Below are 15,553 nucleotides of genomic sequence, written 5' to 3'. Positions count from 1 at the left end.
ATGAGTCAACGCAGGCTATGGCGCGCGCCCTCGAAGTCGACCGAGGGCCCAGCCAAGCAAACGCTCGCTTGGATTGCGCTTTCCAAATCCCTTAGGCAGCATCAGTGCGACTGCTGGCACAGCACCTGCATTGTTTGAGCAGCCCCATCACTGACGCCGAGGCCCACCATGCGCATTATCCAAGCCAGTCTGGAGCACCTGGACCTGCTGACTCCGCTGTTCGTCAGATACCGCGAGTTCTACGGCGAACTCGCCTTCCCCGAAGCCTCGCGGCGCTTTCTCGAGAAACGCCTGCGCCGCAAGGAGTCGGTGGTCTACCTGGCCCTGGCCGACAACGACGACAAGCTACTGGGTTTCTGCCAGCTGTATCCCAGCTACTCGTCGCTGTCGCTCAAGCGCGTGTGGATCCTCAACGACATCTTCGTCGCCGAGGACGCCCGGCGGCAGTTGGTCGCCGACCGCCTGCTGCAAACCGCGAAGAAGATGGCCAAGGAAACCAACGCCGTGCGCATGCGGGTGTCCACCCAGATCGACAACGAGGTGGCGCACCGGGTCTACGAGTCGATCGGTTTCCACGAGGATCGCGAATTCAAGAACTACATCCTGCCGATCAACGACAACTGAGCCCCGCCTAACCCCGCCCCCAGCGCTGCAGCCGAGCCGCCAGGCAACGCAGCCACAGGACTGCGCCGGGGCGACGGCGCGGCTGCAGGGGCGTTTGCAGCGCCTGCTGCAACTCCGACAAGGCCTCATAACGCGCCTGCGGCGTCGGTGCCAGGGCGCGCACCAGCATGCCATCCCAGCCCTCTGGCAACGCCGCCACACGCCCGGCCAGGGGTACGTAGCGGCCGAGCCCCGCCACCTCGCTGGCGGCGGCGTCCGGCCAGTGCCCGGCGAGCGGCCAGTAGACCAGCGCCGCCGCCCACTCGTCGAGGCTGCGCATGCCGGCCGCAGGCAAGGTGAACAGCAGGAAGGCATGCCGCCGCGGCACCCGGGTCGACAGCACCTGACGGGCGGCCTGCGCCTCGCTCCAGCCCTCCGGTGTGCAGCTGTAGTCGGCGCACAGACCATCGAGCAAATGGCCGAGTCCCCGCACCACATTGGGCAATTGCGCGCCCACAGCAGGGCGACCACCCGCACCGGCGCGCGCCCGCGCCGCCTGGCCGGGCAGGTCCAAGCCATGCCCGAGAGCCAGGGTGATCGCCGGGTGTTCCACGACTTGCACCGTCATTGGCCACCGCCCTCCTACCCGCCTGCCTGGGGCTGCCCGTGCAGCCTTTGTGCCGACTCGCAGCCCTGGCGGCAGTCGGATGGGCGGAGTAACAAGCTGCGACAAACTGCGGTTCCCTGCCCAACGCTTGGCCTTATACTCCAGACAATCTGCTTCGACATGCGCCGTCCTGCTCAGCGCATCTCCCTCGTTATGCGCATTAGTACAGGCGTCTCATGGATTTCAACCCGATCGATCTAATCCTCCACCTCGACACTTATCTGAACCTGTTGGTCGTCAACTACGGCACGTGGATCTACGCCATCCTCTTCCTGGTGATCTTCTGCGAGACCGGCCTGGTGGTGATGCCCTTCCTGCCCGGCGATTCGCTGCTGTTCATCGCCGGCGCCCTGTGCGCCAGCGGCAACATGGACCCGCTCCTGCTCGGTGCCTTGCTGATGCTGGCGGCGATCGCCGGCGACAGCACCAACTACCTGATCGGCCGCACGGCCGGCGAGCGCCTGTTCCGCAACCCGCAGTCGAAGATCTTCCGCCGCGACTACCTGCAGCGCACCCACGAGTTCTACGACCGCCACGGCGGCAAGACCGTGACCCTGGCGCGCTTCCTGCCCATAGTGCGGACCTTCGCGCCGTTCGTCGCCGGCGTCGGCAAGATGCCCTACCCACGCTTTTTCGCCTTCAGCGTGCTCGGCACCATCGCCTGGGTCGGCGGCCTGGTGACCCTCGGCTACTTCTTCGGCAACGTGCCCTTCATCAAGCAGAACCTGTCGCTGATGGTGCTGGTGGTCATCGCCTTGTCGCTGCTGCCGATGGCCCTCAGCGTCCTCCACCACAAACTGCGCCGGGTGCCCGCCGGCGATATCAAACAGGCCAGCTGACCCGCCATGGGGTTCCTGCGCTCCTGGCGCCACCGTCGCATCCTCGCCCGCTATCCACTCGACCCCGCTTTGTGGCAGCAGGTGCGCCAGAGCCTGCCGATCCTCGATGGCCTCAGCGCGGCCGAAGACCAGCGCCTGCGCCAGCGCGCCGTGCTGTTCCTGCATGGCAAGCGCCTGACCGCGCTGCCCGGCGTCGAACTGCAGCAGCCCGAACGGCTGCTGCTCGCCGCCCAGGCGCAACTGCCGCTGCTGCACCTGGCCGACCTCGACTGGTATCGCGGCTTCCACGAGATCGTCCTGTACCCGGACGACTTCGTCAGCCCGCAGCGCCACCGCGACGCCAGCGGCGTGGTGCATGAGTGGGACGCCGAGCACAGCGGCGAGGCCTGGCAGCAAGGCCCGGTGATCCTCGCCTGGCCCGGCGTGCAGGCCAGCGGCACTTGGGACGCCTACAACCTGGTGATCCACGAGCTGGCGCACAAGCTGGACATGCTCAATGGCGACGCCAACGGCCTGCCGCCGCTGCACAGTGACATGCGCGTCAGCGACTGGGCCGGCGCCATGCAGGCCGCCTTCGACGACCTCAATGCCCGCCTCGACCGCAATCCCGACGCCGAAACGCCGATCGACCCCTACGCCGCGGAAAACCCGGCGGAGTTCTTCGCCGTCACCAGCGAATACTTCTTCAGCGCCCCGGACCTGCTGCACGGCGCCTACCCGCAGGTCTACGTCCAGCTCCAGGCGTTCTACCGCCAGGATCCGCTCACCCGCCTGTGCCAGCTGCAGGCCGAACACCCGGACTACCGCGGCTAGCAGTGCCTTTGCCTCGCCCCGATACCTTATTCGACCAATGACTGAGTTCAGCGGCATGGTAACGCTCGGGGAATGTGCCTATAATCGCGCCCACTTTTTAGGCCCACCCTTTGGGAGTCGCCCATGAGCTACAGCAAGATCCCGGCCGGCAAAGACCTGCCGAACGACATCTACGTCGCCATCGAGATCCCGGCCAACCATGCGCCGATCAAATACGAAATCGACAAGGACAGCGACTGCCTGTTCGTCGACCGTTTCATGGCCACCCCGATGTTCTACCCGGCCAACTACGGCTACATCCCCAACACCCTGGCCGACGATGGCGATGCCCTCGACGTGCTGGTCGTGACCCCCTATCCGGTCGCCCCGGGCTCGGTGATCCGCGCGCGTCCGGTCGGCGTCCTGCACATGACCGACGAGGCTGGCGGCGACGCCAAGCTGCTCGCCGTGCCACACGACAAGCTCACCGTTCTGTACAAAGACGTGCAGGAGTACACCGACCTGCCGGCCCTGCTGCTCGAGCAGATCAAGCACTTCTTCGAGAACTACAAGGATCTCGAGAAGGGCAAGTGGGTCAAGGTTGAGGGCTGGGGCAACGCTGAAGAGGCCCGCGCCGAAATTACCAAGGCGGTTGCGGCTTACCAAAAATAAGCCAAAGCCACCCCCTAAAAGCCGGCCACAAGCCGGCTTTTTTATGTCTGAAACCCAAGTAGTTTTCGAGCTTGGCGTTTATACATTGATTTGTTCCCCCACTTGTTCCCCCACCGCCCTGAAGCTACCCGGGCTCTCCTGCCAAAGCTCCGTCCAGCACCATAGCCATCGGCTGCCTGCGAAATTGCGCCCATAGCGGGCACGGTGCTTCCTAGCGACGAGGCGCGGGCCAGTTATCAAGACGACGGTGCGTAAGAGCTTCTCGTGCCGTGGTTATTAGCGGCAGAACCCCCTACAATTGCTGCCCTTTTGAGCACCCTCGACACACCACGCCTGCCTCACGGCGACACCACCAACCAGCATCGCCTATGTCCCAGCCCACAAGCTTCCTCGAGCGGTTTCTGTTATGCGCCACCCTTTTCCTCCTGGTGTGGCTGCCCCTTCCTCTGGGCAGCAACCGGGACTGGTCCATGGGGCTGTTCGTGTGCCTCATGGGGGTGGTCGGCAGCCTCTGGGCTGTTGGCCAACTGCGCGGCGGGGCTGCGCAAGGCAGTCGGAACCAGGCGCTGAGAGTCGCCCTGCCCATGCTCGGCCTGCTCCTGCTCACTCAGGCCTGGGTCGCGGTGCAATGGCTGGCCGGGCTGAGCCTGGATAACGGCTCGAGCTTCCAGTACCTGATGCTCGGCCTGGCCTACTGCCTGCTGTTTTTCCTGGTGGTCAGCCTGTTCCAGACCCGCAAGCGCCTCAGCCTGCTGCTCGGCACGCTGGTGGTCAGCGGTACCCTGCAGGCTTTCTTCGGCGCCTTCATGACCCTCTCCGGCGTGGAATGGCTGCTGGCCGGCCCCAAAACCAGCTACCTCGGCGATGCCACCGGCACCTTCGTCAACCGCAACCACCTGGCGGGCTACCTGGAAATGACCCTGGCCTGCGGCATCGGCCTACTGCTGGCCCTGCGTGATGGCCGCCCGTTCAGCTGGGTCAACCTGCTGGAACTGCTGATGGGCCCCAAGGCGCGCCTGCGCCTGGCGCTGGTGGTGATGGTCATCGCCCTGGTCATGACTCACTCGCGCATGGGCAACACCGCGTTCTTCGCCAGCCTGCTGCTGGTGGGCGGCCTGTTCGTCCTGCTGGAGAAGGAACACCGCCTGCGCAACGGTCTGATCCTCGCCAGCATCATCCTCATCGACGTATTGGTGATCAGCCAGTACTTCGGCCTGGAAAAGCTCAAAGACCGCGTGCTCAACACCCGCCTGAACGACGTGGTGGTCAATGGCGAAGTGGTCCAGCAGGCCAACGAAGTCCGCGATGACGTGTTCGGCTACGCCATCCCGCTGCTGCAGGAACGCCCACTGCTGGGGCAAGGCGCGGGCAGCTTCGAAGCGGTGTTCCCCCAGTACCCGGGCGAGGACATCCGCATTCATTTCGACCATGCGCACAACGACTACCTGCAGTTCGCCATCGAGTTCGGTCTGCTGGGCAGCCTGCCGCTGGCGGTCTTCATTCTGCTGGCCTTGTGGCATGCCCTCCGTGCGCTATGGCGGCGCGAATCGGTGTACCGCAGCGGGGTGGGTTTCGGCGCGAGCATGGGCATCATCGCCCTGCTGATCCACTCCAGCACCGACTTCAACCTGCAGATCCCGGCCAACGCCGCAACCCTGGTGGTGCTCTGCGCCATAGCCGTGCTCGCCGGCAGTCACAGCAACCCGCGCCAGCGCAAAACACGCAGCCAGCAGGCCTAAGCGCGCCAAGCAGGCAGACCGATTAACAATCCTCAAGGGTTTCTTGCTGTCCATGCCAATCGCCCTCAAAGGCATGGCGCAGCTCATGCTGCAGGCAGAACGGGTAGCGATCGCGCAGAATCTCCAGCACGCACACTCCATTGGCACAACGCGTAAGGCCGTATGCCTCAGCACCGGGTTTGTAGTCGATATGCTCGACCAAGCGCACGTGGATCAACACATCGTCACGTATTAACACCAGATGCGCGTCATCCATTGCACAGCCAGACAGCAGTGCAAAAAGCACAAGCTGCATACAGCAGAACATACGCTGCAGTGCCAACTCACACAGCACGCAACTACTCGCCAGTCGGCAGCAAGCCGCGTTATCGATTAGACGCGCATGTTTGTAGCGCTCTGCGCCCGCCGGCTCATAGCGCCAAGCACGCAGGAGGGAAAAAGCCAGCCCTGAAGCTGTATGGGAGACAATATTCGGCCATAGGTTCATCACGTTCACGCTCGGTGCCTGTTACGCCACGAGCGGGTGTATGCAGCAATTCCCTAAGCATTCATCCCTAACTCAATACTCCCCCAACTCCTCATCGATACACCCGCTTTCCAGCTTGAGTGTAGTGGTTGCGGGCTTAAGGATTAGCCGGACGGGCATGGTGCGACCAGCGCTCAAACGCAGCCAGAGCTAAGCCTTGCCGGGGTTATGCCTGCGCCAAGATCTTGTGCGTTTTGCCAGTGACAAACCTCAGCCGAGGTGCACGGGGATTAAGCCGAACCAGGCATCAATTGCCCTGTTGACAAGCGCCCCGAGCGTGCAGCCAGCCAAGCGCCAGCGAACAAAGCCAACCCAAAGCGACACCCAGCATATTAGCCAGCATGTCCACCGCCGAGGGCGTGCGATGGGGCAACAAGCCCTGGCCTAGCTCGATCAACAGCGCAGCCGCCAGGCTGAGGGCCATCAGCCAAATGAAATGCGGGCGGGGGAAAGCCAAGCGCAAGGTAAAGAAGAGGGCTGCGAAGCCGAGCAGATGGTGCAACTTGTCCTGCTGATCGAACACCTGTGCCACAGGCTCAGGCTTCAAACCGGTGCACAGGATTACCACCAGCACCGCAAGAAAGGGCAAAACACGCAGATACTGCATAAAGGCTAGAGACTCTCAAATTTCCGAGTGAGTGATGAACGCAAGGGCAAAGATAAAAAGGCCCCCCTTACTGCGCATAACCCCGCGGGTTGCGCGACTGCCAGCGCCAAGTGTCGGCCATCATCGCCTCAAGCCCTCGCTCGGCTTTCCAGCCCAGTTCAAGTGCAGCCTTGGCCGGGTCCGCCCAGCATTCGGCGATGTCCCCCGGGCGGCGGGCAACGATCTGGTAAGGCACCGCCTGGCCGCTGGCAAGCTCGAAAGCGCGAATCATCTCCAGCACGCTGTAACCGGTACCGGTGCCCAGGTTCCAGATATTCAACCCAGCTTTCTGGCTGATCGCCTGTAGCGCCTTCAGATGGCCAGCGGCCAGATCGAGCACATGGATGTAGTCGCGCACACCCGTGCCGTCAGGGGTCGGGTAATCGTCACCGAATACCGAAAGCTGCGCGAGTTTGCCGATGGCCACCTGGCTGACATAGGGCAGCAGGTTGTTGGGAATACCGTTGGGGTCCTCACCGATCAACCCGCTTTGGTGCGCCCCCACCGGGTTGAAGTAACGCAGCAGGGCGATGCTCCAGCGCGGGTTGGAGTGCGCCAGATCCTTCAGCAGCTCCTCGACCATCAGCTTGGAGCGGCCATAGGGATTGGTCGGCACACCCGTGGGGAAATCCTCGCGGATCGGCATCTGCGCCGGCTCGCCATACACGGTTGCAGACGAGCTGAATACCAGGCGGAACACCCCGGCCTGGGCCATGGCCTGGCACAGGGTCACACTTCCGCTGACATTGTTGTCGTAATAGTCGAGCGGCTTCTGCACGCTCTCCCCCACCGCCTTCAAACCGGCGAATTGCAACACAGCGCCGATCCGGTGCTGGGAGAACAGATCATCGAGCAACTCGCGGTCGCGGATATCGCCCTGAATAAACACCGGCGCCTTGCCGCAAATCTGCTCGACGCGGCGCAACGACTCCGGCGAGCTGTTGCAGAGGTTATCCAGCACCACCACCTCGAAACCGGCTTCGAGCAGGGCCAAGGTGGTGTGTGAACCGATATAGCCGGCGCCGCCGGTTACGAGGATTTTTTTATTCAAAGCGGGGCACCATTTAAAAGTCAGCTCAAATAGACAGCAGAAACTTTCTCTGCAAAGTCATCAAATCTGAAAGTTTGCTCGTAAATTTTCCGGCCATTTTCGCCCATCCGAAAACATTCGGTCTTGTCCAAGGAGTTCAAAACCATGGCCAATTGCTCTGCAGAGTAATCAGGCAGGATAATTCCATTGAACCCATGGATTACCACCTCAGGCAGCGATGAAAGATTGGATATTATTATTGACCGTCCCGCCCGCATTGCTTCCAGAGGGGTCAAGGCAAAACCTTCCCACCTGGACGGAATAAGGATAACGTCCATGGATGACATGCAATCATGGATTTTCGAATGATCAATCCATCCATGAAGAAAAAAATGGCTATCAATTCTCTTGTTGTCCCCCCTTACCGCCCCACCGAACAAGTGAATTTCCACATTGTTAGCCAGTAATGGGACGACCTTCTCGAGCAAATCAAAGCCCTTTTGATAGTCAAATCGGCCGAAGAAGCCGACTTTGAGTGGCCCATCACCACTACATGATTCATTTTTCTTCGTTGCGGCAATTCCCTGAGACAGACCGGGAATACCTGTGTAAACCAAAGAAAGTCGTTCGGGCGATATGCCAATCGAACGCGCCGCTTTCATTTCCTCAAGGGACATGCAGATTATTTTTTTACACCGCTTGCTCATGAAGTATTCAATGCGCTTGTAAGTAAAACGGGCTAACCAACCTACATCTTTCTTGAAGAAACTCCAAGCATGCGGCGTATAAATTACCTTGTTCGAATTTTTTAAGAGTCGTACATATATACCTGGAAAAGTGCTATGGCAATGAACTATATCAGGTGAAATTATTTCTATTTTTTCGGAGATTTCTTTTGCAATACGAATAAAGGCCAGGGGGCTTCTAGATGATTTATAATTAATAACCTCCGCGCCAAGATCCCTAGCGTCAGTATCTAACTGATTACTGTCTGCCAATAAGAATACAGTATACCCCTTGGCTAATTGATATTTTACTAGAGCTTCCACGTAGCTTGCGATGCCACCTTTCCATGCCTCAATAACATGTACGACTTTCATCATGCAAAACTCAAAATATAGTATAGCCAAGGGCGATTGGCTGGGGCGCAGGGAGAGCCAATTTGATCAGAATTCGGAAGTCTTTCTCATGCCTTGCTTAAGATATTTATTTAGGAGGATTGAAAGACTCCTTGGAGTGTGCAGTAAGATTGCGGATCTGACTAATCCATAAAAAGCGTGAGGGGTGTAGTCGAAGTTTTTTATAATTATTGATATCCTGCTTCTTATTTGCGATCTCCTCTTTATAGTAGATATTCCATTAGGGTCTATAAGGCAGCTGACAAGGCTTTCTTGTATGTTTGATGCTTTATGTTTTTTTATGATTTTGAAGAAGTAAGCGTAATCCTCAGCTGCCGGGGCGTCAGTTGGGTATGTTCCGATTGAGTCAAGTACTGCGCTTCGAAAAGTCACAGATGGATGCGTGAAGGTTGCATTTAGGAACATTTTTTTCTTGATTTCATCGAAATCGCACGGTTGCTGTAATGTAAAGAGATGTTTTCCACTAATCCCTATGAAATCAACCCAGCTCCCCACAAAATAATAGGAGTTTTCTTTTTCAAGAAACTGGATTTGCTTTCTGATTCTATCGCTCTTGCATAGGTCGCCGCAGTCAAGGCGGGCGATAAACTCATAGTCACGCCCATAAGTGTCCAGCCCTTTATTTAGGGCATGTTCAATTCCTTGATTCTGCTCCAGTTCGACCAGCTTTATAGTGAGTGGGCCGTTATAGTGCTTAATGACCTCTGCGGCTTTTGTTTTTAGGCTTCCATCGTCGACCACAATCACATCAGGGCGGACAAATTCATGGTCGATTGATTCGATCGAATGAAGCAAGGATTCGCCAGCATTGTAGTATGGAATTAGCACACAGCATTTTTTCATCATGCGATTCCCAGTGTTTCCATAGCGCTTGCGCGGGTAAAGACGAGGACGGCCATCAGTGAAAATAAGATTGCGTAAATGGCGTTATTTACCGGAATAGCTATTTTGAATCTTGATAAAATAATGGCGACGGATATTGGGATTATAAAAACAAACCAAACCATGTATCTTTCTGAGACATCAGGATTGTTGACAGAAAACAGCATCAGCGATATGAACATGAGAGAATATTTAGTTGTTTCTTGGTATGCCTTGGTAGTTACTGCTTTGGTGATTATCAAGGATAAGTATATGGCTATGCATAACCAGAAATTCATCGTCTTCCAGGCGGCCTCAATATGTGAGACACGTCCGCCTTTAAAGTAAAGATTCGCCTTGGCAATCAGCCAGTCAAAGCCAGAGAGGCTTATTACAAGATCGGTGACTTGCTCGATGAGTGATGAGCAGACGAGTGCGGCAATGGGTATGCCTATATAGAATTTTATGTTGTTTGGTATTCTTGTGAATACAGGGCTGAACAGCACTATTGCAGCAGACCAGTGAAAGAAAATTGCTAGGGCAGAAAAAATCAAAAACTTGAGATGGTCTTTATTATAGCAGTAATGAAATGCAATTAGCCCTAATGGGATGGAGTATACCTGGCGCATGGCGTTACCGGTGTAAACGGCAAAAAACGTCATGAACACTAAGGAAAATAATAAAGGAGATATTTTTGTGTTTTGCGTGATTTTTCTATAGGCAAAAAAAGCCAGAAAAGCAACAATCAGATAATTTGCGACAAGCCAGCCGCGCGCGTCAAAGAAAAATTTTATGACTGCCTGGGTTGGCCAGAACAGAAGTTCAGTTCCATAGCTTGCATTTTCTGCCGCTGTAAAGGGAGATGAAATGCGAGAAAAGGCAGAGATGTACGAAATTGTATCTCCACCTGCGTTGAAGGGGCGTAGTGCAGCAAAGAAGAAGCCAACGATCAGTGGTGGTACGGTAAAAAAAATAAGCTTGTATAAATTTAAGGTGCCGGTATTTTGGGTGATGGATTTTTTGTTATGCAAAAATATTGCTAAGAACCAGCTAACGATTAGATAAAAATATAGCGTTAAGGTGCTGCTCATGATTTTAGATTGCCATTATTGTTTAAGATTTTTCAAGTGTATTTCTGAGCTTTTGTGAGTGCTTTCGTTTATGGTGAGTGTTTCTTTGTGCGGAATGGTTGCGTTAGTTTTAGGTGAGGTCAATTAAGGCAAAGGTTAACGGCTGGCATCGCGCAAGAAATTGTCAAGATATGTGGAGAACCTAGAAATAGTATGTGTTTTTTTAACGAAATCGATTGATGCGTTTGACATTTCAGCTCGATTGTCATGTTTGTCCGCAAAATCAATCATGGTAAGGGCAAGGCTCTTAGGGGTTGGGTTGACCCTGTAGCCTATGCCGTCTGGGACAATTTTGTAAGTTTCGCCAACGTCAGTGGCTATAACTATTGCGCCGCAAGACATTGCTTCCAATATTGATTGTGAAGGATAGTTTTCGCTCTTTTGCAAGGATAGAAAGAAGTTAGACTTTGAGAAAACTTCAAATGGATTGTCAGTATAACTTATTTGTATTTTGAACTCCTTGTTGTCTTGTACTCTTTTGGCGATGTACGTGTTCAGTGGGCCATCTCCAAATAGACCAATTTTGCCTATTTTATTTATATCCAGCGGCCGATTTTTTTTTATGTATTCTAGTGCGTCAAAAAGTAATTCATAGCCTTTCCCTTGAGTGAATCGGCTCATCATTACGAAATTGAAATCTCTTCTAGTGGATCCTTTGTGTGATTTGGAGTAGTCAGTGAATGAGCAAGGGGAAATCTCCCAAGACGGTAGTTTTCCGAAGATCTTGGTTATATTGGCATGTATTCCATCTGAAAGAATGTCAAGCCTTGAGGCTTTCTTTATGCTTCTTTTCCATATTATTTTTTGTAAAAAGCTCAGGTCGTTTTTTGAAACCCTACTTGAGTCCACTATGGAAAGCGAGTAGGAAACGTTTAGTATTCTGACGAGAAAAGAGTGAGCAAATGTGTATATTGATGGGTCGACAGGGTAATGCACATGGTGAATTTTGTTTTTCTTTATGATTAGCCAAGTGCTGGCAAGAGTTAGAATCTTATCTAGGATTTTTTCTTTTTTTTCTTTAGTGGAATCGGTTTGTAATATATTCTTTTTACCAAGGGTTATCCCTTTTTTTTCAAGAGCTTCTCTCCCATGTTTGTTTATTATTAAAAATACGTTTTTATTTTTTCCTTGAATTGCTAGAAATGTTCTAGCAAAGCGCCGCTCGGCGCCACCTGGAATACCACAGTAGTTAATGAATAGTGCAGTGTTGCTCATCTTGAAATCACTATTGGTTGGGGCGGTGGCAAGATTAGTTTGATTGATCTGGGCGCTTAGATGATTGGCTTTACGGCAGAGCTATTTAACTTCTGGCATCAAAAAGGAGGAGTTGAAGAGCCGATAGACCACAATTTGGAGGGCGCGGCTATCAACCTGTGAGTTATGCCAAAGCAAGGTAAAGCGGCCGTTGACCGCTTTGCAGGCGTCTTTCAGTTCACGCACTTGTTCCATGCGGCATCTCCAGTACCGAGCCCCATGTAACGCGGGGCCATGACGGTGCATTCCCTAGCGATCAGCGGGCGGATGCAGGCCAATTCCATGACCAAACGCATGAATGCGGCGCATCAGTTCGTGGATTGGCTCATAGTCGGCATCCTTGCTCGGGGCGGTGCGGCCACAGATGAAGCACTGACCAGTCCGTGCCGCTTGGAGACATCCATGATCCAGTCGAAGGTGTTGACTAGATCAGCTGGATGCAGGGCTGCGTGACTATTGAGGCGTACCCAAGGCACCAGCAGCGCGCTTTTGCATTCGTCCGTTTGAGCACAACACTTGCCATGGCAAAGCCTTTCTCATGGAAAGTTTATAACTTCAAAAATAAATGAGGCGAGTAAACCAAAAGCAACCCAAGCCAAGACATAAGGAATACCGGATTTCGATTCTTTTAAACAATCACTCAAACTGCATTTAATTGAGCGAATAATAAAAACAATATATGCACAATAAAAAATCAAGCCTGACACTGCATATACTTCGGAAATATTTGATCGCGAAAACTCAGCTGCTGCAAAAACAAATCCTACCCGAAGAGCAAGCCCGAATGCTTGCAAATACAGCGCTGTGCGCTGGTTGTTGGTTACATGTAGCGCCATTGAAATAGGCGACGACAGAAACTGCATAATGAACCACGGAGTCATCCACATGACCAAGACACCAGCACGGCGCCACTCCTCACCAAAAATAAGTGCGAATACATCTGGTGCTACGATGCCGGCAAAAACAAGAGGGCCAACACCGGTTTTCAGCAGTCCGCCGAATATGGTCGCTGTGAAAGGGCCAAGATTGCCTTTGCGGAACTCTTCGGGTGCACGCGAAAGGTAGACCTGTGCAATCGCTCCACCAATTAGTCCCATTGGGGCTTGCATCACGCGCATGGCCAGCATCAAGAAGCCTGCCTCTGGGCCGATGGCCAGGGAGGCAATAATGATCACAGGGAGCTGGATGGCTGCGCTGTTCGCTAAGGACTCGAAGGTCGAGTATTGCGGGAAACGCCGGTATTCATGGAGCAGGTGCCGCATTTCTGCTATCGAGATGGCCCTTAAAACGCTACGGTCTTCCATCCACATGCGTTTTCCAAGGCCCAATACACCACTGCCGCTACTGAGCATCTGGCCAAATAGTAGGCCGAATGGTGTTAGCCCAAACCAGCCAAGGCCCACCTGTGACGTTGCTGCGGCGGTAGCCTGAGTCATGCGAGTTTTGGCAACAAACGGAAAAGCCTTCTTTCGGGTAGCCCAAAACTGGAGTGAGCTATAAGAGCCGGCGAAAAGAATGCCTGCCGGGAGCATCCATATGTAAGGCAGCAGAGCTTCAAGACCAACTTCAACCATGAACTCAGTGGATAAAAACAGCACCACCAAAGTGGTAATGCTTGCCGTGATGATCGTGAAAGACAGAGCCAATGCAAAAAGATTTGCTGCATCTTCATCTTTTTGTGGCATGGGTATGGCCACATCAAGTCGCAGACATGCCGCTACAGAAATTATTCCAAGTAGCGCAGCATAAACCGCCAATACGCTGAAATCTTCGGGAGTATACAAGCGGGTCAGGATTGGCAGGACAAGCACCATTAGCGCTTGCGCAAATGCTGTGCCGCTCACCAGTACGCTGACCGAGCGAATGAATCCATTCTGTGTTGTTTGCTGGAATTTCGCTTTAAGCGACATGAGGCGGCTATTCGACAGGAGTTTGGAATGGTTATTTATTTTTGGTCAGCTACTGCATCGGTAACATTATTGATGATGTCGGCAGTCATATACGGATGCATCGGCAAACTCACTACCTGCTCCGCCACGTCATCGCCCACCGGCAGCCGGGCCGCACTGTCCGCCACCGCCGGTTGCTTGTTCAGCGGGATTGGGTAGTGAACGGCAGTAGGGATTCCGGCTTCCTTCAGTTTCGCCTGCACCGCTGCGCGGTCGGTGACGCGAAGGGTGTATTGGGCGTAAACGCTGGTGTTGTGGGGCTCGACCCAGGGTGTGGCGATGATCGGAGAAAGGGCATTCGCGGCGGGGCCGCCGCTCTCACAAGTGGCGAGGAGTTCGTTGTAGCGAGCGGCTACTTGTTGGCGCAGTGCGATTTCCTCTTCGAAGATTTCCAGCTTGGGCAACAGGATGGCGGCTTGCAGGGTGTCCAGGCGGCTGTTCACGCCGACGCGGATGTGGTGGTAGCGACGATCCTGACCGTGGCGGGCGATCTGGCGAAGGACTACGGCCAGCTCATCGTCATTGGTAAACATTGCACCGCCGTCGCCATAGCAGCCCAAGGGCTTGCTAGGGAAGAAGCTGGTGCAGGCGATGGTGGTCAGGTTGCAGGAGCGCTTGCCCTTGTAGGTGGCACCGAAGCTCTGCGCCGCATCCTCAATTACCGGAATGCCATGCCTAGCGGCAATGACGTTGATGGCGTCGAAATCCGCACACTGGCCGTATAGCGATACCGGAATGATCGCCTTGGTACGCGGGGTGATGGCGGCTTCCAGCAGTTGCGGGTCGAGGTTGTAGGTGCGCGGGTCGATATCCACATACACCGGCTTGGCACCCAGCAGGGCCACGGTTTCGGCGGTGGCGATGTAGGTAAAGCCAGGGGTGATGACTTCATCGCCCGGGCCAATGCCCAAGGCCATTTGTGCGATTTGCAGGGCATCGGTGCCGTTGGCGCAGGTGATGCAGTATTTGGCGCCGACGAAGGCCGCGAGCCTCTCTTCCAGCTCCGCGACTTCCGGGCCGAGAATGTACTGGCCATGGGCGAGGACGCGCTGGATGCCGGCGTCGATCTTGTCCTTGATGCGGGCTTGCTGTGTTTGCAAGTCGATGAATTCGATCATTTATTACGCCTCCACTTTGCTCAGGGTGTTGCCGCTCAGTACATAGCGTGCGCCGGTGTGCTGGCAGGTGACTTCGCCCTGTCCTTGCCGCGGAAGCTCCAATTGCTCACCAAACTCGCTCATCCAGCCAATCTGTCGTGCCGGTACGCCGACCATCAGGGCGTGGGCCGGCACGTCCTTGTTCACTACCGCACCGGCGCCGACGAAGGCGTATTCGCCAATGGTCACGCCGCAGACGATGGTGCAGTTGGCGCCCAGGGTGGCGCCTTTCTTCACTAGGGTGTCGCGGTACTGGTCCTTGCGCTCGATCAGCGAGCGCGGGTTGTAGACGTTGGTGAAGACCATACTTGGCCCACAGAACACGCCATCTTCGAGGGTTACGTTGTCGTAGACGGAGACGTTGTTCTGCACCTTGCAGTTGTCGCCGATCATGACCTTGTTGCCGACGAAGACGTTCTGACCAAGGGACACGCCCTTGCCGATGCGCGCACCGCCACAGACGTGAACGAAATGCCAAACACGCGAATCTTCGCCGATCTGCGCGCCGTCATCGACGATGGCGCTGGGGTGCTGGTAGTGGCTCATGGC

General features: G+C 55.1%; 17 protein-coding genes. 5 read left to right on the top strand and 12 right to left on the bottom strand.

Going from position 1 to position 15,553, the window contains the following annotated elements; genetic code table 11:
• Nucleotides 1-168: 168 nt before the first annotated feature.
• Nucleotides 169-624, top strand: a complete 456-nt coding sequence (locus D3880_RS03275; RefSeq protein WP_119892098.1) for a GNAT family N-acetyltransferase — start codon at nt 169-171, stop codon at nt 622-624.
• 7 nt (nt 625-631) lie between these two features.
• Here D3880_RS03275 and D3880_RS03270 read toward each other — a convergent pair whose 3' ends face one another.
• On the bottom strand, nt 632-1,231 hold the full coding sequence (locus D3880_RS03270; RefSeq protein ID WP_119892097.1) for a hypothetical protein: 600 nt from the start codon (nt 1,229-1,231) through the stop codon (nt 632-634).
• Nucleotides 1,232-1,446: 215 nt separating this feature from the next.
• Here D3880_RS03270 and D3880_RS03265 point away from each other — a divergent pair, with 215 nt between their 5' ends.
• The 4 genes from D3880_RS03265 (at nt 1,447) to D3880_RS03250 (ending at nt 5,312) form a co-directional block, all read left to right on the top strand.
• On the top strand, nt 1,447-2,109 hold the full coding sequence (locus tag D3880_RS03265; protein ID WP_119892096.1) for a DedA family protein: 663 nt from the start codon (nt 1,447-1,449) through the stop codon (nt 2,107-2,109).
• Nucleotides 2,110-2,115: 6 nt separating this feature from the next.
• Nucleotides 2,116-2,922 carry a M90 family metallopeptidase gene (locus tag D3880_RS03260; RefSeq protein ID WP_119892095.1) on the top strand — a complete coding sequence of 269 codons (807 nt, stop codon included), beginning with the start codon at nt 2,116-2,118 and terminating at the stop codon, nt 2,920-2,922.
• Nucleotides 2,923-3,045: 123 nt separating this feature from the next.
• Nucleotides 3,046-3,573 (top strand): inorganic diphosphatase, encoded by a 528-nt coding sequence (gene ppa, locus D3880_RS03255; RefSeq protein ID WP_119892094.1) that lies wholly within the window; start codon nt 3,046-3,048, stop codon nt 3,571-3,573.
• Between the two features lie 470 nt (nt 3,574-4,043).
• Entirely contained in the window at nt 4,044-5,312 is a 1,269-nt protein-coding gene (locus tag D3880_RS03250) for an O-antigen ligase family protein (RefSeq protein ID WP_238474396.1), read from the top strand.
• A gap of 22 nt (nt 5,313-5,334) precedes the next feature.
• Here the strand turns inward: D3880_RS03250 and D3880_RS22600 are convergent, their stop codons facing one another.
• From D3880_RS22600 to wbpD, 11 genes are all read right to left on the bottom strand, one after another.
• Nucleotides 5,335-5,808 (bottom strand): hypothetical protein, encoded by a 474-nt coding sequence (locus D3880_RS22600; RefSeq protein WP_162934928.1) that lies wholly within the window; start codon nt 5,806-5,808, stop codon nt 5,335-5,337.
• Between the two features lie 277 nt (nt 5,809-6,085).
• Nucleotides 6,086-6,445, bottom strand: coding sequence for a VanZ family protein (locus tag D3880_RS03240; RefSeq protein ID WP_119892091.1), 360 nt, complete (start codon nt 6,443-6,445; stop codon nt 6,086-6,088).
• Nucleotides 6,446-6,512: 67 nt separating this feature from the next.
• Nucleotides 6,513-7,535 (bottom strand): UDP-glucose 4-epimerase GalE, encoded by a 1,023-nt coding sequence (gene galE / locus D3880_RS03235; protein WP_119892090.1) that lies wholly within the window; start codon nt 7,533-7,535, stop codon nt 6,513-6,515.
• A 20-nt stretch (nt 7,536-7,555) separates the two neighbouring features.
• A complete protein-coding gene (locus tag D3880_RS03230; protein ID WP_119892089.1) occupies nt 7,556-8,617 on the bottom strand; it encodes a glycosyltransferase in 1,062 nt (353 codons plus the stop codon).
• Between the two features lie 63 nt (nt 8,618-8,680).
• Entirely contained in the window at nt 8,681-9,499 is an 819-nt protein-coding gene (locus tag D3880_RS03225; RefSeq protein ID WP_119892088.1) for a glycosyltransferase, read from the bottom strand.
• On the bottom strand, nt 9,496-10,605 hold the full coding sequence (locus tag D3880_RS03220; protein ID WP_119892087.1) for an EpsG family protein: 1,110 nt from the start codon (nt 10,603-10,605) through the stop codon (nt 9,496-9,498). Before D3880_RS03220 ends, D3880_RS03225 begins: the two co-directional genes overlap by 4 nt.
• Nucleotides 10,606-10,740: 135 nt before the next feature.
• Nucleotides 10,741-11,859: a glycosyltransferase gene (locus D3880_RS03215; protein WP_119892086.1), complete on the bottom strand. Its 1,119-nt coding sequence runs from the start codon at nt 11,857-11,859 to the stop codon at nt 10,741-10,743.
• Between the two features lie 81 nt (nt 11,860-11,940).
• A complete protein-coding gene (locus D3880_RS22855) occupies nt 11,941-12,093 on the bottom strand; it encodes a hypothetical protein (RefSeq protein WP_177412153.1) in 153 nt (50 codons plus the stop codon).
• Between the two features lie 341 nt (nt 12,094-12,434).
• On the bottom strand, nt 12,435-13,808 hold the full coding sequence (locus D3880_RS03205) for a lipopolysaccharide biosynthesis protein (RefSeq protein ID WP_119892085.1): 1,374 nt from the start codon (nt 13,806-13,808) through the stop codon (nt 12,435-12,437).
• 35 nt (nt 13,809-13,843) lie between these two features.
• Nucleotides 13,844-14,965, bottom strand: coding sequence for a DegT/DnrJ/EryC1/StrS family aminotransferase (locus tag D3880_RS03200; RefSeq protein ID WP_119892084.1), 1,122 nt, complete (start codon nt 14,963-14,965; stop codon nt 13,844-13,846).
• Nucleotides 14,966-14,968: 3 nt separating this feature from the next.
• Nucleotides 14,969-15,550, bottom strand: coding sequence for a UDP-2-acetamido-3-amino-2,3-dideoxy-D-glucuronate N-acetyltransferase (wbpD, locus tag D3880_RS03195; RefSeq protein WP_119892083.1), 582 nt, complete (start codon nt 15,548-15,550; stop codon nt 14,969-14,971).
• Between the last annotated feature and the right edge of the window lie 3 nt (nt 15,551-15,553).

This window comes from Pseudomonas cavernae, assembly GCF_003595175.1.
Taxonomy (GTDB): Bacteria; Pseudomonadota; Gammaproteobacteria; order Pseudomonadales; family Pseudomonadaceae; genus Aquipseudomonas; species Aquipseudomonas cavernae.
Note: the sequence above shows the minus strand (reverse complement) of the source record. Positions and strands in the feature narration are given on the sequence as shown.